The organism is Streptomyces winkii (assembly GCF_032248595.1).
GTDB classification, from domain to species: Bacteria; Actinomycetota; Actinomycetes; order Streptomycetales; family Streptomycetaceae; genus Streptomyces; species Streptomyces winkii.
On the sequence record NZ_JASTTH010000001.1, the window covers coordinates 95638 to 117253 of the forward strand.

General features: G+C 71.7%; 18 protein-coding genes. 13 read left to right on the forward strand and 5 right to left on the reverse strand.

All coding sequences use genetic code 11. The features are described 5' to 3' along the window. The first annotated feature begins 64 nt into the window (after positions 1-64). The 6 genes from QQM67_RS00460 (at position 65) to QQM67_RS00485 (ending at position 7317) form a co-directional block, all read left to right on the forward strand. On the forward strand, positions 65-1348 hold the full coding sequence (locus tag QQM67_RS00460; RefSeq protein WP_314171396.1) for an AAA family ATPase: 1284 nt from the start codon (positions 65-67) through the stop codon (positions 1346-1348). After that, on the forward strand, positions 1345-2604 hold the full coding sequence (locus tag QQM67_RS00465) for a vWA domain-containing protein (protein WP_314171397.1): 1260 nt from the start codon (positions 1345-1347) through the stop codon (positions 2602-2604). Before QQM67_RS00460 ends, QQM67_RS00465 begins: the two co-directional genes overlap by 4 nt. A gap of 127 nt (positions 2605-2731) precedes the next feature. Beyond that, entirely contained in the window at positions 2732-4573 is a 1842-nt protein-coding gene (locus QQM67_RS00470) for a sugar-binding protein (protein WP_314171398.1), read from the forward strand. A gap of 127 nt (positions 4574-4700) precedes the next feature. Further along, entirely contained in the window at positions 4701-5075 is a 375-nt protein-coding gene (locus tag QQM67_RS00475) for a PadR family transcriptional regulator (RefSeq protein WP_314171399.1), read from the forward strand. Next, complete coding sequence (locus QQM67_RS00480; protein ID WP_314171400.1) at positions 5072-6442, forward strand: permease prefix domain 1-containing protein; 1371 nt, start codon at positions 5072-5074, stop codon at positions 6440-6442. The genes QQM67_RS00475 and QQM67_RS00480 overlap by 4 nt, the downstream gene beginning before the upstream one ends. A 269-nt stretch (positions 6443-6711) precedes the next feature. Continuing rightward, the gene (locus QQM67_RS00485; protein ID WP_314171401.1) at positions 6712-7317 is read left to right on the forward strand and encodes a GOLPH3/VPS74 family protein; all 606 of its coding nucleotides are present in this window, start codon (positions 6712-6714) and stop codon (positions 7315-7317) included. 106 nt (positions 7318-7423) lie between these two features. Here QQM67_RS00485 and QQM67_RS00490 read toward each other — a convergent pair whose 3' ends face one another. Continuing rightward, complete coding sequence (locus tag QQM67_RS00490; protein WP_314171402.1) at positions 7424-7903, reverse strand: hypothetical protein; 480 nt, start codon at positions 7901-7903, stop codon at positions 7424-7426. 421 nt (positions 7904-8324) lie between these two features. Here QQM67_RS00490 and QQM67_RS00495 point away from each other — a divergent pair, with 421 nt between their 5' ends. Further along, complete coding sequence (locus QQM67_RS00495) at positions 8325-9803, forward strand: MFS transporter (protein WP_314171403.1); 1479 nt, start codon at positions 8325-8327, stop codon at positions 9801-9803. A gap of 252 nt (positions 9804-10055) precedes the next feature. On the opposite strand, the gene QQM67_RS00500 is transcribed toward QQM67_RS00495, so the two are convergent. Together QQM67_RS00500 and QQM67_RS00505 are read right to left on the reverse strand one after the other, a co-directional pair. Next, positions 10056-10955, reverse strand: coding sequence for an MIP/aquaporin family protein (locus QQM67_RS00500; RefSeq protein WP_314171404.1), 900 nt, complete (start codon positions 10953-10955; stop codon positions 10056-10058). 91 nt (positions 10956-11046) lie between these two features. Next, the gene (locus tag QQM67_RS00505) at positions 11047-11694 is read right to left on the reverse strand and encodes a TMEM175 family protein (protein ID WP_314171405.1); all 648 of its coding nucleotides are present in this window, start codon (positions 11692-11694) and stop codon (positions 11047-11049) included. A 245-nt stretch (positions 11695-11939) separates the two neighbouring features. On the opposite strand from QQM67_RS00505, the gene QQM67_RS00510 reads away from it, so the two are divergent. Beyond that, complete coding sequence (locus QQM67_RS00510; protein ID WP_314171406.1) at positions 11940-12572, forward strand: TetR/AcrR family transcriptional regulator; 633 nt, start codon at positions 11940-11942, stop codon at positions 12570-12572. Here the strand turns inward: QQM67_RS00510 and QQM67_RS00515 are convergent. Further along, positions 12541-13620, reverse strand: a complete 1080-nt coding sequence (locus QQM67_RS00515) for a MaoC/PaaZ C-terminal domain-containing protein (RefSeq protein WP_314172187.1) — start codon at positions 13618-13620, stop codon at positions 12541-12543. The two genes, QQM67_RS00510 and QQM67_RS00515, sit on opposite strands and share 32 nt — an antisense overlap. Before the next feature lie 5 nt (positions 13621-13625). Beyond that, on the reverse strand, positions 13626-15041 hold the full coding sequence (locus QQM67_RS00520; RefSeq protein ID WP_314171407.1) for a 3-oxoacyl-ACP reductase: 1416 nt from the start codon (positions 15039-15041) through the stop codon (positions 13626-13628). A gap of 72 nt (positions 15042-15113) precedes the next feature. On the opposite strand from QQM67_RS00520, the gene QQM67_RS00525 reads away from it, so the two are divergent. The 5 genes from QQM67_RS00525 (at position 15114) to QQM67_RS00545 (ending at position 21603) form a co-directional block, all read left to right on the forward strand. After that, positions 15114-16418 carry an acetyl-CoA C-acetyltransferase gene (locus QQM67_RS00525; RefSeq protein ID WP_314171408.1) on the forward strand — a complete coding sequence of 435 codons (1305 nt, stop codon included), beginning with the start codon at positions 15114-15116 and terminating at the stop codon, positions 16416-16418. Positions 16419-16542: 124 nt separating this feature from the next. Beyond that, positions 16543-18468 (forward strand): AMP-dependent synthetase/ligase, encoded by a 1926-nt coding sequence (locus tag QQM67_RS00530; RefSeq protein WP_314171409.1) that lies wholly within the window; start codon positions 16543-16545, stop codon positions 18466-18468. A gap of 229 nt (positions 18469-18697) precedes the next feature. Further along, positions 18698-20068 carry a radical SAM protein gene (locus QQM67_RS00535; protein ID WP_314171410.1) on the forward strand — a complete coding sequence of 457 codons (1371 nt, stop codon included), beginning with the start codon at positions 18698-18700 and terminating at the stop codon, positions 20066-20068. Further along, on the forward strand, positions 20065-21039 hold the full coding sequence (locus QQM67_RS00540; protein ID WP_314171411.1) for a hypothetical protein: 975 nt from the start codon (positions 20065-20067) through the stop codon (positions 21037-21039). The genes QQM67_RS00535 and QQM67_RS00540 overlap by 4 nt, the downstream gene beginning before the upstream one ends. Positions 21040-21084: 45 nt before the next feature. Next, complete coding sequence (locus tag QQM67_RS00545; protein ID WP_314171412.1) at positions 21085-21603, forward strand: ASCH domain-containing protein; 519 nt, start codon at positions 21085-21087, stop codon at positions 21601-21603. Positions 21604-21616 lie beyond the last annotated feature (13 nt).

The window sequence follows — 21616 nt, forward strand, 5'->3', positions numbered from 1 at the left end:
ACGAACGCACCTCGCACGTCACCGGACACCACTCCGCCCGCCACGAGCTCACAGGTGATCACTTATGCCCACATGCACCCCGTCCGCACAGACCACTGCCACCTCCGCGACTGCCGCCGCTCCCGCTTCCGCCCCCGCCTCCCGCCTCGACACCGCCGGCGAACTGCTGGCTCTGCTGCGCGACTTCACCACCGAACCGCGTCCCGACGTCCAGCTGGAGGCCCTGACGCTGGCAGTCGCCGCCGATCTGCCCGTACTCCTTTGGGGAGAGCCGGGCATCGGCAAGACCGCGGCCCTGACCCAGCTCGCCGGGGCCCTGGACCTTCCGCTGACCACCGTGATCGCCAGCGTGCACGAGCCGTCCGACTTCGCGGGACTGCCCGTCGTCGGGGACGATCCCGCGGAGCAGGGCGTGCCGATGGCTCCACCGGACTGGGCGGTACGCCTCGTACGGGCCGGACACGGGCTGCTGTTCCTGGACGAGCTCTCCACCGCTGCACCGGCCGTTCAGTCCGCCCTGCTCCGCGTCGTCCTGGAGCGCCGGATCGGAGCCCTTCAACTGCCGCCGGGAGTACGGATCGTGGCCGCCGCCAATCCGCGGTCCTCTGCCGCCGAGGGCTGGGAGCTGAGCCCGCCTCTCGCCAACCGGTTCGTGCATCTTCAGTGGAGCCACGACCACGAGGTCGTCGTACGAGGCCTCGGCGGGACCTGGCCCCGGGCGACGCTGCCGCGGCTCGACCCCGAACGGCTGCCGGAGTCCGTGGCCTTCGCCCGCCGCGCGGTGTGCGGGCTCCTGGCCGCGCGCCCCGGCCTCGTACACCGTCTGCCCGGCAACGAGGCCCGCCGGGGCGGTCCTTGGCCGTCGCCCCGGAGCTGGGAGACGACGCTGCGGCTGATCGCCTTCGCGACGGCGGCCGGCTCGTCCAGAGACGTGCTCTCCCTGCTGGTCAGGGGCGCGGTGGGGGACGGCCCCGGGCTGGAGCTGCTGGCCGCCCTGGACCGGATGGACCTGCCTGACCCCGAGGTGCTCCTCGCCGACCCGGACGGCGCCGCCCTGCCCGAGCGCGGCGATCTGCGGCAGGCCGTGCTCGACGGTGTGGTGGAGGCGATCAGGGCGCGCCCGGAGAAGTCCCGCTGGGACGCGGCCTGGACGCTGCTCGTACGGGCCGCCGAGACGGGCGCCCCGGACGTGGTCGTGGTCCCCGCGGCCACACTCGGGTCGCTGCGCCAGGAGGGCTGGGACGTTCCGGAGTCGATCGAGCGGCTCACCGGAGTGGCGTCGCTGTCCCGGCGCGCGGACCGCGTGGCCGAACGGACCGCCGCCGTCGCCGCGAAGGCGCGCCGATGACGGCGCCGGCACCGGGGGCGCTGGACCTCGGCAAGCTCTTCGCCGCCCGGCTGCACGCCGTCCGGGTGCGGCCGTATCTGGCGACCGCCCTGTTCGCCCTGCACGTCGTGGAGTCGCGGCGGACGCCGACGATGGCCGTCGACCGCCACTGGCGGTGCTACGTCTCGCCCGCGTTCGTGGACCGTACGCCGGTGGAGGAGCTCGCCGGAGTATGGGTGCACGAGGTGTCGCACCTGCTGCGCGACCACCACGGCCGCAGCGACCGGATCGCACGGCGGCGCGGGCCGGCCGGCGCGGGTGAGCGGCTGCGGATGAACATCGCCGCGGACTGCGAGATCAACGACGACGTGTACGGAGAGGGGCTCGTCCGCCCCGAAGGGGCCGTCCAGCCGGGGGACTTGGGGCTGCCCGAGGGAGAGCTGATGGAGGACTACCTGCGCCGGTTCCGGCTCGGCCCGTACACGCAGAGCATGGCCTGGCTGGACTGCGGCAGCGGCGCCGACGGGCTGGGACGCGAGTGGGACCTGGGACCGGACGGCGCGCACGGCCTCAGCGCCCAGGAGCGGGACGCGGTCCGCTTCCGGGTGGCGCAGGGCATCACCGCCCGCCCGGGGAACACCCCGAAGGGATGGCGGCGGTGGGCGGAGGAGGCGTTCCATCCGCCGCAGCCGTGGCGGGAGTTGCTGGGCGCGGCCGTCCGCTCGGCGGTCTCCGGGCCCGGCGTCGGCGAGGACTACACGTACGGGCGGCCGTCGCGGCGCTCGGCGGGTGTGCCGGGCGTGGTCCTGCCGAGCCTCCGGCGCAGGCCGCCACGGGTCGCCGTGGTCATCGACACGTCCGGGTCCGTCAGCGACGCCGAGCTGGGCAGCGCGCTCCTCGAAGTCGCCGCGATCTCCCGTGCGCTGGGCGGCCGTCGCGACCTGATCAGCGTGGTGCCGTGCGACGCGGCGGCCGATACGGTGCACCCGCTGTGCAGTGCCGAGGGAATCCCGCTGGTCGGCGGGGGCGGTACGGATCTCCGTACGGGCTTCGCCAAGGCCCTTCGGGCGCAGCCCCGGCCCGACGTGGTCGTGGCCCTGACCGACGGGCAGACGCCCTGGCCCGGCACGCGACCGCCCTGCCGGACGGTGGTCGGGCTGTTCCCCCGGGAGCGGCCGGGCCGGTCGCGGCACGAGGGCCACCCCGATCGCGCGCCGGACTCGCCGCCCGAGTGGGCACGCGTGGTCTCCATCGGCTCGTCGCCCGCCGACCGATGAGCCCCGACACCCGTGCGGCGCCCTCTCGCTGCGCGCAACACGCTTGCCCCGGCACGGCAGATGCCGAAGAGTTGCCGGGCGACGTGATGCAGAGGCGAAGCAGCGGCGAAGCAGAGGGGTTTGCATCGTGACCGAGTCGAACGGGGAAGGCACGGCGGGGCTCTCGCGGCGGCGCGTGAACGCCGCCATGGCCTCCGGCCTGGTGGGCGCCGTCTACACGGCGGGGATGCCCGCCGCGCAGGCGGCGGAGCGGCGTACGGGCGGCGAGCGGCATCACGGCAGGCACCAACCCGCCCACCACGACGTGCTGTTCGTGAGCGCGCACCCGGACGACGAGTCCGGAAACCTCTCCACCTTCGGCCTGTGGCACGAGCGCCTGGGGCTCCGTACCGGCGTCGTCACCATCACCCGGGGAGAGGGCGGCGGCAACGCGGTCGGCCCCGAGGAGGGCGCGCCGCTCGGCATGCTGCGCGAGGACGAGGAGCGCTCCGCGACCGCGCTCGCGGGCATCGAGAACATCTTCTACCTCGACAAGCCGGACTTCTGGTACACGCTCTCCGCCCCGCTCACCGAGCGGATCTGGCACGAGCGCGACACCCTGGACCGCATGGTCCGGCTGTTCCGCATGGCCACGCCGCACACCGTCGTGACCATGGACCCGCGCCCGTTCAACCAGCACGGCGGGCACCAGATGTCGGCGCGGCTGGCGATCGAGGCGTTCTTCCTGGCCGGCGACCGCCGGGCGTTCCCCGGCCAGTTGACGTGCGAGGGGCTGAGGCCGTGGCGGCCCCGGAGGCTGCTGTCCCAGAACCAGAGCTTCGCGGACCTCCTCGGGCCGGAACCGCCCCGGGAGCGCCGTAGAGACCCGGACACGGGCCTGCCCGTGGTCGGCGTCTGGTCGGGGCACACGTCGCGCGAGCACGGGAAGTCCTGGGCGCAGGTGGAGCGGGACGCGAGCCGCATGTACCGCACCCAGGGCTGGGCCGCGCTGCCGCCCGAGGTCCCCACCGACCCCGAGAAGCTGGGTTCGGACTGGTTCAGCGTGCTGGTGCACGGGGGCGAGGTCGTCGAGGCGCCCGTGCGCGAGCAGGACGAACTCCGGCCGCTGTACGCCGAGTTCCGCGAGTGGACGCGGCGCGTGGGCATGCCCTGGCTTGCCAACGGCGCACAGCCCCGCTTCCCGGCCGCCCCGTCCACCACCGTTCCCGAGGTGGCCGCGGCTCCCGTGCTGAACGGCGTCGAGGGCGAAGGCGAGTACCCCGGGCCGGAGTTGCGCCTGCGGCACTGGGAGGGCGACGAGGCGAGCGACGCCGACTGTTCCGCGACGGCGAAGATGTCCCGGCACGGCGACGACCTCTTCGTGCTGGTCACGGTCACGGACGACCGCGAGGGGACCGGCCTGGACCCGGACGACGCCAAGAGGCACTGGCGGACCGACTCCGTCGAGATCGCGCTCGACCCCCGCGGCGACGGCGACGACACCTCGGTCACGTTCAAGACCGGCATCTTCCCGTACACGGACGGAGGCGGCGGCCCGGTCGCGGAGCGGGACGCCGACAACCGTCAGGGTCCCGCCGCTGAGACCGCGCCCGGCATGCGCGTCGCCGCCGCGGTCGGCGATCCGTACCGGGGCTACACGATCGAGGCGAAGATCCCGCTCGGGGAGCTGCCGGCCGCGGCCGATCCCGAGCGGTTCGCGGCGAACATCCTCGTGTACGACTCGGACACCAAGGACAAGACCGGTCAGACGCGGCTCGCTTGGTCGCCGTTCGGCAGCGCCCAGGCCGACACGTACGTGTGGGGCACCGCCCGGCTGGAGGGGTACACGCCGCCGCCGGGCCGTCCGACCGTCCCGGCCGACCCGGAGATTCCGACGGAGGCGGCACGCAGCGAGGACTCCGCCGCGTCCGTCGCCCAGGCCCGCCGCACCGGCATCCCGCTCGCCGGAGGCCCGCTCCCCTGCACGTGAGGGCGCTGCCGGTGAGCGGTGAGCCCCAATTCGCGCACGATCCCTGCTTCTTGTGCGGGCCTGATACCTAGAACTACTATGCATCGTAGCCCTAGGCATGGGGAGAACGGGCACGCAGGGAGGTCTCGTGAGGGTCACCAAGGATCTCGTGGCCGCCTCGGCGACGCCGATGGTGCTGGGCATCCTGGCCGAGGGCGAGAGCTACGGCTACGCGATCCTCCGGCGGATCAACGATCTGTCCGGTGGCGAGCTGGAGTGGACCGAGGGACTGCTTTACCCGCTGCTGCACAGGCTTGAGCGGCTCGGGCACGTCGAGTCGAGCTGGCAGTCGGTCGCGGGGGAGCGGCGGCGCAAGTACTACCGCATCACCGACAGCGGTCTGGCCGAACTCGCCGAGCAGCGCCGCCAGTGGGACACGGTCGTGGACGCCCTCAAGAAGGTCTGGCTCGGCCCCGGCGATCTGAAGACGTTCACGGCGATACCGCTGGAGGGCCCGGCATGACGTTGCCAGACGAACAGGACGGTCTGGAGGCCCAGTTCGCCCAGTGGCGCCAGTACGTGGAGCGGCGCCCGGAGCTGCGTACGTCCGACGCCGAGGAGCTGGAGGACCATCTCCGGGGCTCCGTCGAGGAGTTGACCGCCATCGGCCTGCGCGCCGACGAGGCGTTCCTGGTCGCGGTCAAACGCATGGGCGGACTGGACGAGCTGTCGCGGGAGTTCGCCCGGGAACACTCCGAACGCCTGTGGAAGCAGCTGGTGCTGACCGGCGAGACCGGCAGCCCGGCGGCGGACACCCGGCCGCGGCGCGACCTGCTCGCGATGGTCGTCTGCGCGGCGGGCGCGGCGATCTCGGTCAAGGTGCCGGAACTGTTCGGGATGAACATCGAGCACGACGTCGCGTTCTACCGTCCCAACCTCGGCCTGTTCACGCTGCCTTGGCTCGCGGCCTTCCTGGCCTGGCGCCGCCAGGTCGGACGGGCACTGATCGGGATACTGCTGGGGCTGTTCGCGCTGGGCGCCGTGGCGGCCAACGTCTATCCGCTCGCGGACGGCTCGCAGTCGGTGGTCCTGACCGCCATCCATCTCCCCATCGCCCTGTGGTTCGCGGTCGGTCTGGCCTACGTCGCCGACGACATACGGTCCGCACGCCGGCGCATGGACTTCATCCGCTTCACCGGCGAATGGTTCGTCTACCTCGCCCTCATCGCCGCCGGCGGAGGGGTGCTGATCGCGTTCGTCTTCGGGACGTTCGAGGCCATCGGCATCGTCCCGGAGACCTTCATCGTGCAGTGGCTGCTTCCCTGCGGCGGCGTCGCCGCGGTCGTGGTGGCCGGGTGGCTCGTCGAGGCCAAGCAGAGCGTCGTCGAGAACATGGCGCCCGTGCTCGCGCGGCTGTTCACGCCGCTGTTCACCCTGGTGCTGCTGGCCTTCCTCGTCGCCTTCGGCTGGAGCGCCGGCCACGACATCGAGCGGGAAGCGCTGATCCTCTTCGACCTGCTGCTGGTCGTAGTGCTGGGGCTGCTGCTCTACTCGCTCTCGGCCCGCGATCCGCTGGCCCCGCCCGGCCTGTTCGACACGCTGCAACTCGTCCTCGTGGTCAGCGCGCTCGCCATCGACGTGCTGGTGCTGCTGGAGATCACGGGCCGCATCACCGAGTACGGCACCACACCCAACAAGGCCGCGGCGCTCGGCGAGAACGTCGTCCTGCTGGCCAACCTCGCGTGGTCGGCGTGGCTGCTGCTGGGCTTCGTACGGCGGCGCACTCCGTTCGCGGCGCTGGAGCGCTGGCAGACCGGCTACCTGCCCGTGTACGCCGTGTGGGCCTGGGTCGTGGCCCTGCTCTTTCCGCCGCTCTTCGGCTACCTCTGACCCGCCGGGGTGCGGCGGACGCGCCCGCTTCTTAGCCTGGATAACGGGAGTGCTCGCCGTCGGGGGAGTGCTCGCCGGTGGCCCGGGCCGCGCCCGGCATGGCCCGAGCCGCACAAGGTGCCCGGCGGCTCCGGCCCGCTCGCCGCCGTCTCCCGGGGGTGGTCGCGGGGCGACCGAGCGTGGCGGGCGGAAGTGCCGTTCGGCGTCGTACGGGCGCCGGAAGAGCGGGCGTCGCAGCGCCCGCCGATGCCCCTGATGGGGAGCCCTCTATGACCACACCGCGGGATTTGATGATCACGGCCATGGACGTGGAGCCCAGCCGCCCCGTCGAGCCGGGCGAGCTGTCGCTCGCGCTGGCGGGAGCCGAGCTGATCGACCTCATGGCCGCCGGGGAGGTCGCGCTGGACGGGGACACGATCGTGCCCCGCCCCCGCGGGGCCGTCGCCGACCGCCTGCTGGACCACGCCGCGGCGGCGCTCGTCCGGGACGCGCCGTACGAATCCGTCGGCGACTGGCTGTGGCGCAGGGGGCGCGGCCTGGCCCCGGCATATCTGACCGCTCTCGAGGCCGACGGGCAGCTCACACGCCGGCGCCGCCGCTGGGTGCCTCTCCGGACCGGCCAGTTGATCACGGCCGACGTGCCCGAGCGGCAACTGGCGAGGGACCGCTGGGCCTCCGGCGAGCCCGTCCTCGCGACTCTCGCGAGGACGGTCGGCATCCAAGCCGGGGGAGTGGGCGACTCCCCTGGCGTGGCCGACGACGCCGTGGAGACCGTGCTCGTCGCGGTCGGCGACGCCTCGGTGGAGCTGGAGGCCGTACGCCAGCGGCGGACCATCGAGAAGGACGCCTTCGACAACATCTGGCGGGGCTACTGACGACAGCGTGCGCCGTGGTCACGGCGCGCCGCGTACACGCCGTACACGGCGGGCACGGACACGGCCCGGCGGCGGCCGTGCGGCCCAAGTCCGGCGTGTGGAGGGCTCATTCGATCCCGAGCGGGCCCACGCCCAGGTCCTCACGCATCTCGCTGCGCATGCGGGCCATCGCCGCGCGGCGCTGCGCGATCAGAGGCGCGTCCTCGTCGGATCCGACCGCCGCGCCCTCGGCGTACGCGTCGCGTATCCGGCTCAGGCTGTGGAACGCCTCGTTTCCGGCCGCCACGACCCGCCGCGGTCCCACGAGCCAGAGGCGCTCGCTCGCCGTATGGAGACCGGTTTTGCGGAACGCCTCCCGCACGGCGGCGTCGCGCGCCGAGTCCGACATGTGATCGCCCAGCGCCACGGCACGTATCTCCTCGCCCGCCGACTTGAGCGCGGAGACGTACTCCGTGTAGACCTCGCGCCGCATGTCCAGCGAGTGCCGGGCCTCTTCGCGCCGCCAGCGGTTGCGGTCGGCGATCAGGGTGGCGGCGATGCCGATGACGGCGCCGGTGAGTGTGGAGAGCAGAGGCATCCAGTCCATGTGCAGAAGCTTGTCCGATGCGGCCCGGCCGATGCCCGGCGACGCTTGAGTGCCCGCGGAGCCCGACTGCCCCCGGTCGCGTGGCAGTTGACCGCCCGTACGTCAACTCGCCCCGCGCTCCCCGGAATCGGCGGAGTCCGGGGCGATCGTCAATTGGCATATGCCCTTCTGGAAAGCGCCCGGCGTTGTACACGATCCGCCGAACTCGCGCCGAGTCCGGGATGTTCCGTGATGGGTGAAGTGCCGTCCGGTGCCCGCCGACCGGCGCGGAATTGGCCGGACCTTTGAATCAATACGGTGCTTCCACGAGTCGACATGCGTGTTAACTGTGCGGCCGGGCCTGCCGATTGAGCTCGCGACCTGACCCCAGGCGGTGAGCGGCATGGCCTGAAAACAGCGAACAATTCAGACGGAGTATGCAATGGCAGTTGAAGGTGGAAGCAGCGGGACGCTTTCATCAGGCACAGTCAGAACAGCGGTACCGGCCCGTCTCGACAGGCTGCCCTGGTCACGCTGGCACTGGATGATCGTGATCGGACTGGGGACGGTCTGGATCCTGGACGGGATGGAGGTCACCCTCGTCGGCAACATCGCCGGCAGACTGTCCGAACCCGGTAGTGGCCTCGATATCAGCTCGGCCCAGGTCACAGGGCTGGGAGCCGCGCTGTACGTGGCGGGAGCATGTCTCGGCGCACTCTACTTCGGGTGGCTGACGGACCGTTACGGACGTAAGAAACTCTTCCTCATCACGCTCGCCGTCTATCTGGCGGCGACCGCGCTGACCGCCCTGTCGTTCGACAGCTGGTGGTTCTTCGTCTGCCGCTTCGTGACGGGCTTCGGCATCGGTGGTGAGTACGCGGCCATCAACTCGGCGATCGACGAGCTGATCCCCTCGAAGTACCGGGGCCGCGTCGACCTCATGATCAACGGCAGCTTCTGGCTGGGAGCCGCTGCCGGCGCCATGCTCTCGATCCCCATGCTCGACACGGAGATCTTCGCGGCGGACGTCGGCTGGCGTCTGACCTTCGCCTTCGGCGTCGTCCTCGGCCTGGTCATCCTGGTGGTGCGCAGGAACGTGCCGGAGAGTCCACGGTGGCTGTTCATCCACGGACGCGGCGACGAGGCCGAATCCATCGTGAAGGACGCGGAGGCCCGCTGCATCGCCCAGCACGGTGAGGGCTGCCTGCCCGAGCCCTCCGGTGAGATCGCCATCAATCAGCGTCAGGCGATCGGTTTCGGCATGATCGCCCGCACGGTCTTCTCCAAGTACCGTTCCCGCGCTTTTCTGGGGCTTTCGCTCTTCATCGGCCAGGCGTTTCTGTACAACGCCGTAACCTTCGGATTCGGGGCGATTCTCGCCGCCTTCTACGACGTGCCTCCCGGTTCGACCGGTTATTACTTCGTCGCGATCGCGATCGGCAATCTCCTCGGTCCCATTCTCCTCGGCCCGCTCTTCGACACGGTCGGGCGGAAGATTATGATCTCCGGCACCTACATAGGTTCCGGTGCGCTGCTGTTCGGCACCGCCGCGCTGTTCTCCAGCGGGGTGCTCTCGGCGACGACGCTGACAATGTGCTGGAGCGTGGTGCTGTTCTTCGCCTCCGCGGGCGCCAGTTCGGCCTACCTCACGGTCAGCGAGATCTTCCCGATGGAGACCCGGGCCATGGCCATCGCGTTCTTCTACGCGCTGGGCACGGCCGTCGGCGGCATCACCGGGCCGCTGATCTTCGCCGAACTCACGGAGAACGGCGTACTCGCCGACACGACGCTCGCCTTCAACATCGGCGCAGGCCTGATGTGCGCGGCCGGCGTGGTGGCGGCGTTCCTGGCGGTTTCGGCCGAGGGCCGCTCGCTGGAGGACATCGCCAAGCCGCTCTCCGCGCAGGAGCAGGCGAGCTGATCCGGGGCGGCTGAGCTCGTCGGTACGTGCCGGTCCGGGACGCCCATCGGGCGCCCTGGCCGGGACGTATCGGCGGGCTTCTTCGCGCAAGGGCCGCGAAATCCGGCTCCCGTGCCGCGCGGTGCACGCCGGTCACACGGCGAAGACCCCCGCTTCCGGAGCCCTGCGGGGCTTCCGGTCGCGGAGGTCTTCCGAGTCGCTCGGTTCTCTCTGCTCTCTCTGTCTCTCCGTCGCTCAGGGGTGCTTGCCGCTCTACGCGGCCTCGCCCGCTTCCCCTTCGGGGTGCATTTGGCCGCGGGTCGTGATGACGCGGCTGATGAAGTACTCGTAGACCAGCGCCCCGATGACGCCGCCGATGAGCGGGCCGACGATGGGGATCCACCAGTAACTGCTGAACCAGTCGAAATTCCCCGGGAAGGCGATCGCGCCCCATCCCTCGAAGAAGGTGAGGAGCCGGGGGCCGAAGTCGCGGGCCGGGTTGATGGCGTAGCCCGCGTTCGACCCGTACGTCAGACCGATCGCGACGACGACGAGGCCGATGAGGAAGGGCCCCATGTTCGACTTCGGCGCCGTGTTCCGCATGTCGATGAGTGCGCAGACGAGCAGGAGCAGGAAAGCGGTGCCGACGATCTGGTCGAGCAACGGCCCCCACCACGAATTCCCGAAGTACTCGGCGGGGAAGGTCGCGAAGATCGAGAAGGTGGGCAGCGATTTCTCGCGCCCCGTCCCTTCCTTGGCGTTGAAGGCGTCGATCGCCCAGTGGTACGTGGCGTAGACGAGCGAGGCCGCGACGAAGGCGCCGACCAGCTGTGCTCCCCAGTACGGAAGCACCTTTCTCCAGGGGAAGTGGCCGCGCACCGCGAAGCCGAGCGTCACGGCCGGATTGATGTGGGCGCCGCTGATCCCGCCCGCGACGTAGATGCCGAAGACGACGGCCAGACCCCATCCCCAGGAGATGATGAGCCAGTTCGAGGGGCCGAAGGCGCCGGTCTGACGGCCCGAGCCGACGAGTCCGACGACGGCGACGGCGACCGATCCGCAGCCGATCAGGATCAGGACGAAGGTGCCGAGGAATTCCGCGATCAGTTCACCGCTGAGTCCCCCGCCGTAACCGATTCGGCGTTGACCGCTCTTCGTGTGCTGCTCAGCCATCGGCTCTCCTTCGTCGCTCGGAACAGCCCTGCCTGCCCCTCCCGGAAACCGTAAGCAGGGGGGCCTGCGTGGCAGCGGGGCTGAGCGCGCGTCACCCCGTTTGTCCACCCGATGGCGTACGGGCCCGCCGTTGCAGGCGCCCGATCAGGAATTTGGCCGGGAAGAGCGCGAGCCAGAACCACTTGGCCGCCGTCGGTGAGGCGAACGCGAGGGGCACGGTGGTGCCGAAGACGAGCACCGTCGAGGCCAGGTCGGCGGCGTCGAGACGGCGGGTCCGGCGTGCCTTCTCGCCGGGAGCGGGGCCGAGCCGCCGGTGTGAGGCGAGCAGCAGCGTCAGATGAACCGCGTTCAGCGCGGCGACGTTCAGGCCGTAGACGGCGACGGCCTGCGGCTGGCTGCTGTACTCGGCGAGCAGCGCGGTGGGGAAGGGCACCAGCGCCGTGAGGCCGAGGCCGAGCAGGGTCAGGCCGGTGACCCTGCCGTCCACGGCGGGGAACGAGGCCAGGATGCGCCGGTGGTCGAGCCAGAACTCCGCGATGACCGCGAAGCTCAGGGCGTACGCGGCGATGTGGGGGAGGTTCAGATGCAGCGCCTCGCGGAAGGCCTCGGTGCTCAGCCCCCGCCGGACGGTGATGTCGAGCACCAGCAGCGTCATGGCGATGGAGAAGACGTTGTCCGAGAGGCTCTCCAGGCGTTCGAGCCCTCCGCCTCGCCGGGGTGCGGCCGGTGCGTGGTCCACGTCCCGGATGGTACGGGTGTGCCGGTATCGCCGGATTCATCACGCGCTTGTGGCGCCGGGAGTCGTACGCAACCGGGGACGCGGGCATGGACGGGCATGGAGCGGAGCGGGCGGCGCTCGCCAGGTGCGTTGACGGAGGGTCCGCGTACGCTTACGTCCGAGGATTCCGTGGGGAGACGGGGGAGACGACGCGGAGGGGCGTACAGGTGGGGACCAAGAGCAGAAGCACTGGGGGGCGCCGGCGGATGCCGCGTGAGGTGCGCGAGCGGCAGATGCTGGACGCGGCGGTCGCGGGCTTCGCGCGGCACGGCTACCAGGCGGCGTCGATGGACGACATAGCGGAGGAGGCGGGGGTCTCCAAGCCGCTCGTCTATCTGTATCTGAAGTCGAAGGAAGACCTGTTCACGGCGTGCATACGGAGGGAGCGGGCGGCGCTCGTCGAAGCCGTGCGGGGTGGCACGGGGAAGGCCGAAGGCGGCGCGGCCTGCGCCGAACAGCAGCTGTGGAAAGGGCTGTGCGCCTTCTTCGCGCACACCGCGGCACGGCCCGACGGCTGGTCCGTGCTGCACCGTGCCGACACGCAGGGCGAGCCCTTCGCCCGTGAGATCGCCGCGATGCGGGCCGAGATCACGGAGCTGGTGACGCTGCTGCTGAGCAGGGCCGCCGTGGACGCGGGGTGCGACGAGAAGTTCGCCGAGCGCGAGGTGTCCGGGCTCGCACACGCCATGGTGGGCGCCGCCGAGTCGCTTGCGGTGTGGGCCAACGCCCGTACGGAGGCGGTCCCTTCGCCGAAGGAGACGGCGGCCACGCTCATGAACTTCTGCTGGACGGGCCTGGAACAGATGATCAAGGGCGCTCGCTGGTCACCTCACCGGTGAGGTGCAGCCGTTCCCGCTCCGGGTCGTGGTTCACCGCGCCGTCGCCCGCGCCGCCGGGGCCGTCGTCGCCGCCGCTGCGCAGTTCGAAGCGGTGCACGCGCACGGGGGCGCGGTAGCCGCCCGCGGAGGCGGTCGGCTCGTCCACGCGGTAGGCGACGGTCGAGGGGAGCAGCACCGGGGCCTTGAACTCCGCGCGGGCGGTGAGCTGTTCGCTCCCCGCCGCGGCGCCCGTGCCGGCGAGGCAGCGGGCGAAGGTCCACATGCCGTGGGCGATGTGGCGGGGGAAGCCGAAGGGCTTCGCGGTGAGGGCGTGCAGATGGATGGGGTTGCGGTCGCCTGAGGCCCGGCCGTAGCGGCGGCCGAGGCCGGACGGCAGATCCCAGTGCTCGCGCAGCGGCAGCGGCGCCGCCGGTGGCTCCGCGTCGCTCTCGCCGGCTCTTCCGTTGCGGCCCGCGGCCTCGGCCGCCGGGGTGTGCGCGCTGCGGTGCCGGAACAGATAGGTGCTGCGTGAGTGCCACACGAGCCGCCCCTCCAGCCGTGCCTCCGTCACCACGTCGAAGCGGCTGCCGCGCCGGTGCGGTCCGGGCCCCTCCGCGTGTACGGAGATCTCGGGGCGGTCGCCGGACCGCAGCGCGCGGTGCTGGGTGAGTTCGATGCCGGTGTGGACGAGGCCGAGCACCGGGAAGGGGAAGTCCGGCGCCGCCATCAGCTGCATCGCGAGGGGGAAGCCCAGCACGTGCGGATAGCTGGGCGGGACAAGGGAGTTGTCCGAGGGAGCGCCGGGCGGCCCCGTCTGCGGGCTCGCCGCCGGTCCCTCCGTCTGCTGCGCGTCCGGCCGTTCGGCGTCCGGCCGTTCGGCGTCCGCGAACCCGCAGACGTGGTTGTACGCGCGCAGCCGCCGGGCGTCGATGCGCGCGTCCGGCAGCACCAGCCGCTCGTCGGGCAGCCGGGCCTGTTCGTACGGGCCGCGCTTGGACCGCGACGCGAGGGCGCCCCGCACGAGGACCAGCGGCAGCCGGGGCGGTGCGGTCAGACGGTGCAGGGTCATGGTGCTCACGCTCCCAGCAGGCTCTGGCCGCAGACCCGTACGACCTGGCCGTTGACGGCGGAGGACGCGGGCCCCGCCAGCCAGGCGGTGGTCTCGGCCACGTCGACGGGAAGACCGCCCTGGGAATGGGAGTTCATGCGCCTGCCCGCCTCGCGGATGAAGAAGGGAACGGCCGCCGTCATCTGCGTCTCGATGAAACCGGGGGCCACGCCGTTGACCGTTACACCGTGCTCCACCGCGGCGCGCGGCGCGAGGGAACGTACGAAACCGATGATTCCGGCCTTGCTCGCGGCGTAGTTGGTCTGGCCGACGTTGCCCGCGATGCCCGCGATGGAGGCGGTGGCCACGACGCGGCCGGTGCCTCGCCGCAGCGCGCCCGAGGCCAGCAACTCGTCGGTCGTGCGCAGCACCGAGGCCAGATTGACCTCCAGCACCGAATCCCACCGGTCGGCGCTCATGTTGACGAGCCGGCGGTCGCGCGTGATGCCCGCGTTGTGGACGAGGACGTCGAGGCCGCCCTCCGGAAGGGCCGCCGCGATGCGCGCGCCCGCGTCGTCCGCCGTGATGTCGAGCGGCAGGGCCGTGCCGGCCAACGACTCGGCGACGCCGGCCAGTTCGTCCTCCGCCTGCGGGACGTCGAGGCAGACGACGTGTGCGCCGTCCCGCGCCAGCGTCGCCGCGACCGACGCGCCGATGCCGCGCGCGGAGCCGGTCACCAGGGCCGTACGCCCCTGGAGCGGGCGCTGCCAGTCGACGGCCGCCACCCCGGAACCGGTGGAATCGGTGGAATCGGTGGTACGGGCGGGCCCGGCGGCCCCGCCCGTCACGGGTTCGCCGATCTCGACGACCTGGCCGCTGACGTAGGCCGACTTGGGTGAGAGCAGGAAGCGGAGCGTGGACTCGGCGTCCCCGGCGGCGGCTCCGGGCGCGAGCCGTACGAGCTGCACCGTGCGCCCGCCGCCGGTCTCCTTCGCGAGCGAGCGTACGAAGCCCTCCAACGCCTGCTGCGCGGCGGCCTGATGGTGGTCGCCGCCGTCGGGGCGGGAGCCGAGCAGCACGACGCGGCCGCAGGTGGCGACGGACCGGAGCACGGGGTGGAGGCATTCGTGCACCCGCCGCAGTTCCGGTACGTCGCGTATGCCCGTAGCGTCGACCACGACGGCGGCGTACCGCCTTCCCGGCTCCGCGTCGGCTGCGTCCGTGCGGACCGGGAGGCCGATGCCGTCGAGCACCCCTGCCAGTTCCTTCGCGTGCGCACCGCCGCCGCGCGGCGGCACGGGCGTCAGGTGCAACAGGCTGCCTTCGAGCACGGGCCGCTCCGCCGACCAGCGGTGGAGCGGTACGGGACGGGGGAGGCCGAGCCGGCGGGAGAGGAGACGGCCCGGACGTGTGTTGGTCCAATGCAGATAGCGGTCGGCCATTCCCTGATCCCTCCGGTTCGCGTAAATTTACTTCCGAGTAAGGTTACTTTCAGGTCAGGAGTTTGGTCGAGGATGAGTTCCAGCGGCCTCATGAGTTCCCAACCCCCGCGCCGGGTCGCCGTCATCGGCGGCAGCCGCATCCCCTTCGCGCGTTCGGACGGCCCGTACGCGACGTGCTCGAACCAGGAGATGCTCTCTGCCGCGCTCGACGGGCTGATCGAGCGCTTCGGCCTGACGGGCGAGCGCCGCGTCGGAGAGTTCGTCGCCGGCGCCGTGCTCAAGCACAGCCGTGACTTCAACCTCGCGCGGGAGACCGTGCTCGGCTCCCGGCTCGACCCGCGCACCCCCGCGTACGACATCCAGCAGGCCTGCGGCACCGGTCTCCAGGCCGTCATCGCCGTCGCCAACAAGATCGCGCTCGGGGCCGTCGACGCGGGCATCGCGGGCGGCGCCGACACCACGAGCGACGCGCCGCTCGGCGTCAACGACGAACTGCGGCGCATCCTCCTCGCGGCGCGCAGGGCCAAGACGCTTCTGGACAGGGCCAAGGAGATCGCCCGGGTGCGCCCGCGGCACCTCGTGCCCGAGATCCCCCGCAACTCCGAGCCGCGCACCGGCCTTTCCATGGGCGAGCACGCCGCCCGCACCGCACGCGAGTGGGGCATCACCCGGCACGAGCAGGACGTGCTCGCCGCCGCCAGCCACCGCAACCTCGCGACCGCGTACGACAGCGGGTTCCTGCACGACCTCGTCGTCCCCTTCCGCGGACTGGCCCGGGACCAGAACCTGCGCCCCGGCACCTCGGTCTACAAACTCGCCGAGCTGGCGCCCGTCTTCGGCACGTCCGAGCCGGACGCGACCATGACCGCCGGCAACTCCACGCCGCTCACCGACGGCGCCGCGACCGTGCTGCTCGCGAGCGAGGAGTGGGCCGAGAGGCACGGGCTCACGCCGCTCGCGTATCTCTCCGCGTACGAGACGGGCGCCGTCAGCTTCTACGAGGAGGACGGCATGCCCGGCGAGGACGGCCTGCTCATGGCGCCCGCGTACGCCGTGCCCAGGATGCTTGAGCGTGCCGGGCTCGGCATCGAGGACTTCGAACTCTTCGAGATCCACGAGGCGTTCGCGTCCCAGGTGCTGGCCACCCTCGCCGCCTGGGAGAAGCGCGGGCTCGCGCCCGTCGACCGCGAACGCCTCAACGTCGCCGGCTCGTCGCTGGCGACCGGACACCCCTTCGCCGCGACCGGCGCCCGCATCGTCGCCACCCTCGCCAAGCTCCTCGCGGAGCGCGAGGACGCGGATGCGGGCGCGCGCGGCCTGATCTCCGTCTGCGCGGCGGGTGGGCAGGGGGTGACGGCCGTACTGGAGAAGGCCTGAGTGCCTCTCCTCCCGCTGATCCGCCGGACTCGCCCGACGCCGTCGGCTTCCCCGTCACCGTCGACTCCGTCGGCCGTGCGGATCGGCTCAATTCAACGAGGTACCTCACGAACAGGAGCCGCTCGTGACGACCCAGACCGCAAGCCAGGTATCCGCGCCCGGGACCACCGCCGGGCCCACGCTCGTCGAGCCGGAGAAGGAGGTGCGGGACGGCGTCGTACGTCAGGTCACGATGCCGCCGTTCGCCCCCGCGGTCACGAGCGGTTCCCTCGGTGACATCCCGTTCACCAACGCCGTCGAGGCGCCCTTCGAGGCGGTGCTCAGCCGCAAGCAGCCGGACGGCACCTGGCGGGACGTGACCGCGTCCGAGTTCGCCCAGGAGGTCCTCAACACCGCGAAGGGCCTGATCGCCCTGGGCCTCGAAGTGGGCGACAGGATCGCCATCATGGCCCGTACGACGTACGAGTGGACGCTGCTCGACTTCGCGGGCTGGGCGGCGGGCCTCGTCACCGTCCCCATCTACCCGACGTCCTCTGCTTCGCAGGCCCGCTACATCCTCCAGCACTCGGGCGCACGCGGCTGCGCCGTGGAGAACGTCGAGCAGGTGCGGATGCTCTCGCAGGAGCGCGGCGCGATGCCCGCGCTCGAACACCTCTGGCAGCTCGACGCCGGCGCGGTCTCGCAGATCGCGGGCGGCGGCAGGCAGTTGGACGACGACGTGGTCGCGGAGCGGCGCGGGCTCGTGTCCCCCGGGGACATCGCGACCCTCATCTACACCTCCGGCACGACGGGGCAGCCCAAGGGCTGCGTGCTGACCCACGGCAACTTCTTCGCCGAGATCGACAACGACATCGAACTGCTGCACCCCGTCTTCAAGTCCGTCAGCAAGGACCCCGCCTCCACCCTGCTGTTCCTGCCGCTCTCGCACGTCTTCGGCCGGATGGTCGCCGTCGCGTGCCTGCGGGCGCGCGTGCGGCTCGGGCATGCGCCGAGCATCCAGACCGAGGAACTCCTCGCCGATCTCGCGGGTTTCCGGCCGACGTTCCTGCTCGGCATCCCGTACGTGCTGGAGAAGGTCTACAACACCGGCCGCGCCACCGCCGAGAAGATGGGCCGTGCCTCGTCCTTCGACCGCGCCGCGCGCATCGCACGCCGGTACGGCGAGGCCGTCGAGAAGCAGGAGCACGGGCGCGGCGGCGGCCCCGGCACGGGGCTGAAGGCTGCGCGCGGCCTGTACGACCTGCTGGTCTACCGGCGCATCCGCGCCGCGCTCGGCGGGAGGTGCCGCTACGTCATCAGCGGAGGTTCGCCGCTCGGATCGCGGCTCGCCGCGTTCTACGAGGGCGCCGGCATCTCCGTCTTCGAGGGCTACGGACTCACCGAGACGACCGCCGCCTCGACGTGCACGCCGCCGCTCAAGCCCCGGCTGGGCACCGTCGGCTGGCCCGTGCCCGGCACGGCCGTGCGCATCGCCGACGACGGTGAGGTGCTGCTGAAGGGCGCGCACGTCTTCAGCGGCTACTGGGACGCGCAGCGCCGGACCGCGGTGCCGGACGTGGGCGAGGACGGATGGTTCGCGACCGGCGACATCGGCGCCCTCGACGACGACGGCTATCTGACGATCACCGGCCGCAAGAAGGACCTCATCATCACCTCCGGCGGGAAGAACATCGCGCCGGCGCCCCTGGAGGACTGGCTGCGGGCACACCCCCTGGTCAGCCAGTGCCTCGTGGTCGGCGACGACCGCCCGTACATCACCGCGCTCATCACGCTCGAACCGGACGGGCTCGCGCACTGGCAGCAGATGCACAAGAAGAAGGATCTCTCTCCCGAACAGCTCGTCGAGGACGGCGACTTGCTCGCCAACCTCCAGCAGGCGGTCGACGAGGCGAACCGCATGGTCTCCCGTGCCGAATCGATCCGCCGCTTCACGGTCCTGCCGCACGACTTCACGGAGGAGGGCGGCCATCTGACGCCGTCGCTGAAGCTGAAGCGGGCGGCGATCGTACGGGACTACGAGGCGGAGATCGCGAAGCTGTACGAGAAGTGACGCCGGGGCCTCGGCCCGTGTGATGCGGGGCGCCGGGCCGCCCGGCACCCCCGGGCCGCGGCGGCGGTCCCCAAGTCGCCGCCGCGGTAGGGCAGTTCGGGAACGCCGCAGGGCAGATCGGGTCGGCGGAGCTATTGCAGGAACCTCACCCTCCGCAGATGATTGCGCTGAGTCGCGGTCCGGTGGTGTTGCGTCACAGGGATCGCTTACGAGGGGCTTGGAGCGATTCTTGAACGAAAACCGGGGGACATTCGGCCCGGACATATTCGCGATCCCGCTGGAGGACGAGGCGTACCTGGTGTACGCACCGCTGCACGGCGCGGCCTTCGCCGCCACCAAGGGCCTGGTGGCGGCCCTTCCCGGCGTGCTGGCAGGTGAGGGCGGCGACGAGAGCGTGGTCGCGCTCGCCCGCGAGACCGGCCTGCTGCGAAGGCCTCCGTCACCGGTCACCCGGAGACAGGGGACGCCCTCGCCGACCGAGGTGACGCTCTTCCTGACGACCGCGTGCAACCTGCGCTGCACCTACTGCTACGCCTCCGCGGGCGACACCGCGGCCACGTATATGACGACGGACGTCGCCAAGCGGGGCATCGACTTCGTCATCGACAACGCGCGGCAGCAGGGTGCGCCCTTCGCCGGGGTGAACTACCACGGCGGCGGAGAGCCCAGTGTCCACTGGAACCTGATGACCGAGTCGCTGGCGTACGCGCGCGAGCGGGCGGGCGATCTGGACGTCATCGCGGCGTCGGCGGGGAACGGCGTGTTCACCGACCGTCAGATCGACTGGATGATCGCCAATCTCAACGGGGGCATGAGCCTCTCGTTCGACGGCCTGCCGGAGGTGCACGACGAGCACCGGCCGACGGTGCGGGGCACCGGGTCGAGTTCGCGCGTCATGCACACGATGCGGCGCTTCACCGAGGCTGATTACCCGTACGCGGTGCGGCTGACCGTCACCGCCGAGCAGATCCCGCTGCTGCCCGACTCCATCGAGTTCGTCCTGTCGAACTTCACGCCGAAGCGCGTGCAGGTCGAGCCCGCCTACCAGTTGGGGCGGCACGAGGGCGAACCGGACGCCGAGACCGAGGACTTCATCGCCGCGTACCGGGAGGCGCAGGGCCGTGCCGCCCGCTTCGGCCACGAACTGATCTACAGCGCGGCCCGGGTGGGCACCCTCACCAACCACTTCTGCGGTGTCACGCAGGACAACTTCTGCCTGAGCCCGTCGGGGAACGTCTCGGCCTGCTTCGAGGCGTTCTCCGAGGACAACGAGTTCGCGGACGTCTTCTTCTACGGATCGCAGGGTCCGGACGGCGGCTACACCTTCGACATGGACGCGCTCGACCGGCTGCGCGGGCTGGGCGTCGAGCAGCGGTCCTTCTGCGACGGGTGCTTCGCCAAGTGGAACTGCGCGGGCGACTGCTACCACAAGTCCCTGGCGGCGAACGGACGGGGCGAGTTCGCGGGGTCGCAGCGCTGCCACATCACACGGGAGCTGGTGAAGGACCAGCTCCTGACCCGTATCGCCGGATCGGGCGGCCTGGTCTGGCGGGACGGGCAGGCCGGCGAGTCCTGCGCCGTACACGGAGGTGCCGAGTGAACGACGTCATGCTGCCCTGGCCGCAGCCGAGGCGCCCCAGGAAGCCCGGGTCCGAGGGGAACGGAACCGAAGGTGCAGGGTCCGGGCAGGCCGGGTCCGAAGGGGCGCGGTCCGCTCCGCGCTACGAGATCCAGCGGGTGAACGCGGACGGCTCCACCGGGCCCGTCGAGGTCCTGCCCATCACCAGTCCGCCGTGGGCGGCGAAGTCCGGGCGGCGCGGCTTCCTCGGCGCGGGCATCGCGTCGTCCGTCGCGGCGGCTCTCCTGCTCAGCGGCTGTGACGACGACGATCCCAAGTCGCCCTCGTCGCCGTCGTCCTACGACCCCTACTCCCCGACGCCGTCCCCGACGGAGTCGGACCCGTACACCGGGGCACCGACCTCCGACCCGTACACCGAGACCCCGCCGCCGTACCCGACCGAGACGGACACCGCGCCGCCGTCCAGCTACTACCCCGACCCGGCGGACCCGACGTACGGCACCACGGGGGGCTCCTCCACCACCGGAGGCACGACGGGAGGCTCCGTCGGCGGCACCGGAGGCACGGTCTGCACCTGTAACAAGGTCTGTACGTGCATCCCCGTATGCCAGGCGCACCGTCTGCTCGACCCCGATCCGGACGTCCGGCGGATGGCGGAGACCGTGGTGGTCGCCATGGGCACGCGCGAACTCCCCTATCTGCGCTGGGCGGCGAGCGAGGCGTCCGATCCCCTGCGTACGCGCATCGAAGAGCTCATCGAGGAGCTGCGGGCCGGACGCCGCCTCGGCGACGGCGATCTGGCCGGACCGGGCTGCGAGTCCCATCTCGCCTCCGGCGACCCCGTCGTCGCCATGATGGCCGCCCAGGTCCTGACTCTGCGCGCGCTGTCGCGGGGCACGGGCCTGAGCGGTGCCACTGCGGAGCGCGCGGCGGAGGCGCTGACCACCGGACGCGCCCTTCACGTCGAACGCGCGCCTGCCTGGAGCGGTTGAGGCGGATCGCGCCGGTGCGGCGGCGACCGCGCATACCGTGGGCGGATGACCTCTTCGTACGGCGGGACGGCACCTTCGCACGGGCCGGATGCGGACGGGCGGGAGGCGCGCGGGCCGGAGCCGTCCGATGCCCACGCGCCGCTGCCGCGCGCCGAGTTCGGCTTTCCCGGGCCGCTGCGCGATGCGCTGGTCGCGGCGATCCTGGAGGGTACGAAGACGGCGACGACCGGGCTCCTGCGTGAGTACGAACAAGACGGCGAGCCGCTGCCGGAGGCGGGCGCGCGGGCCGTGCTGATCGACTCCGCTGCCGATCCCGTCGCCGTCGTCGAGACGACGGACGTACGTGTCGTGGCCCTCGCCGAAGTGGATCTCGCCCACGCACGCGACGAGGGCGAGGGCCATGAGACGGTCGCGGCCTGGCGCGCCGCGCACGAGGAGTTCTGGCACGGCAGGGAGATGCGCGCAGCGCTCGGAGACCCCGGGTTCACCGTGGACGACTCGACCCAGGTCGTACTGGAGCGCTTCCGGCTCGTGGAAGACACGGGCGAACTCCGGCCCCGCTGACGCTGGTTCGCGT

Coding starts and splice junctions, on each gene's coding strand:
- QQM67_RS00520 (WP_314171407.1), bottom strand. CDS start 15,041: ATGGCCGACCGCTATCTGCATTGGACCAACACACGTCCGGGCCGTCTC.
- QQM67_RS00495 (WP_314171403.1), top strand. CDS start 8,325: ATGGCAGTTGAAGGTGGAAGCAGCGGGACGCTTTCATCAGGCACAGTC.
- QQM67_RS00480 (WP_314171400.1), top strand. CDS start 5,072: ATGACGTTGCCAGACGAACAGGACGGTCTGGAGGCCCAGTTCGCCCAG.
- QQM67_RS00500 (WP_314171404.1), bottom strand. CDS start 10,955: ATGGCTGAGCAGCACACGAAGAGCGGTCAACGCCGAATCGGTTACGGC.
- QQM67_RS00525 (WP_314171408.1), top strand. CDS start 15,114: ATGAGTTCCAGCGGCCTCATGAGTTCCCAACCCCCGCGCCGGGTCGCC.
- QQM67_RS00465 (WP_314171397.1), top strand. CDS start 1,345: ATGACGGCGCCGGCACCGGGGGCGCTGGACCTCGGCAAGCTCTTCGCC.
- QQM67_RS00545 (WP_314171412.1), top strand. CDS start 21,085: ATGACCTCTTCGTACGGCGGGACGGCACCTTCGCACGGGCCGGATGCG.
- QQM67_RS00460 (WP_314171396.1), top strand. CDS start 65: ATGCCCACATGCACCCCGTCCGCACAGACCACTGCCACCTCCGCGACT.
- QQM67_RS00485 (WP_314171401.1), top strand. CDS start 6,712: ATGACCACACCGCGGGATTTGATGATCACGGCCATGGACGTGGAGCCC.
- QQM67_RS00490 (WP_314171402.1), bottom strand. CDS start 7,903: ATGGACTGGATGCCTCTGCTCTCCACACTCACCGGCGCCGTCATCGGC.
- QQM67_RS00515 (WP_314172187.1), bottom strand. CDS start 13,620: ATGACCCTGCACCGTCTGACCGCACCGCCCCGGCTGCCGCTGGTCCTC.
- QQM67_RS00510 (WP_314171406.1), top strand. CDS start 11,940: ATGCCGCGTGAGGTGCGCGAGCGGCAGATGCTGGACGCGGCGGTCGCG.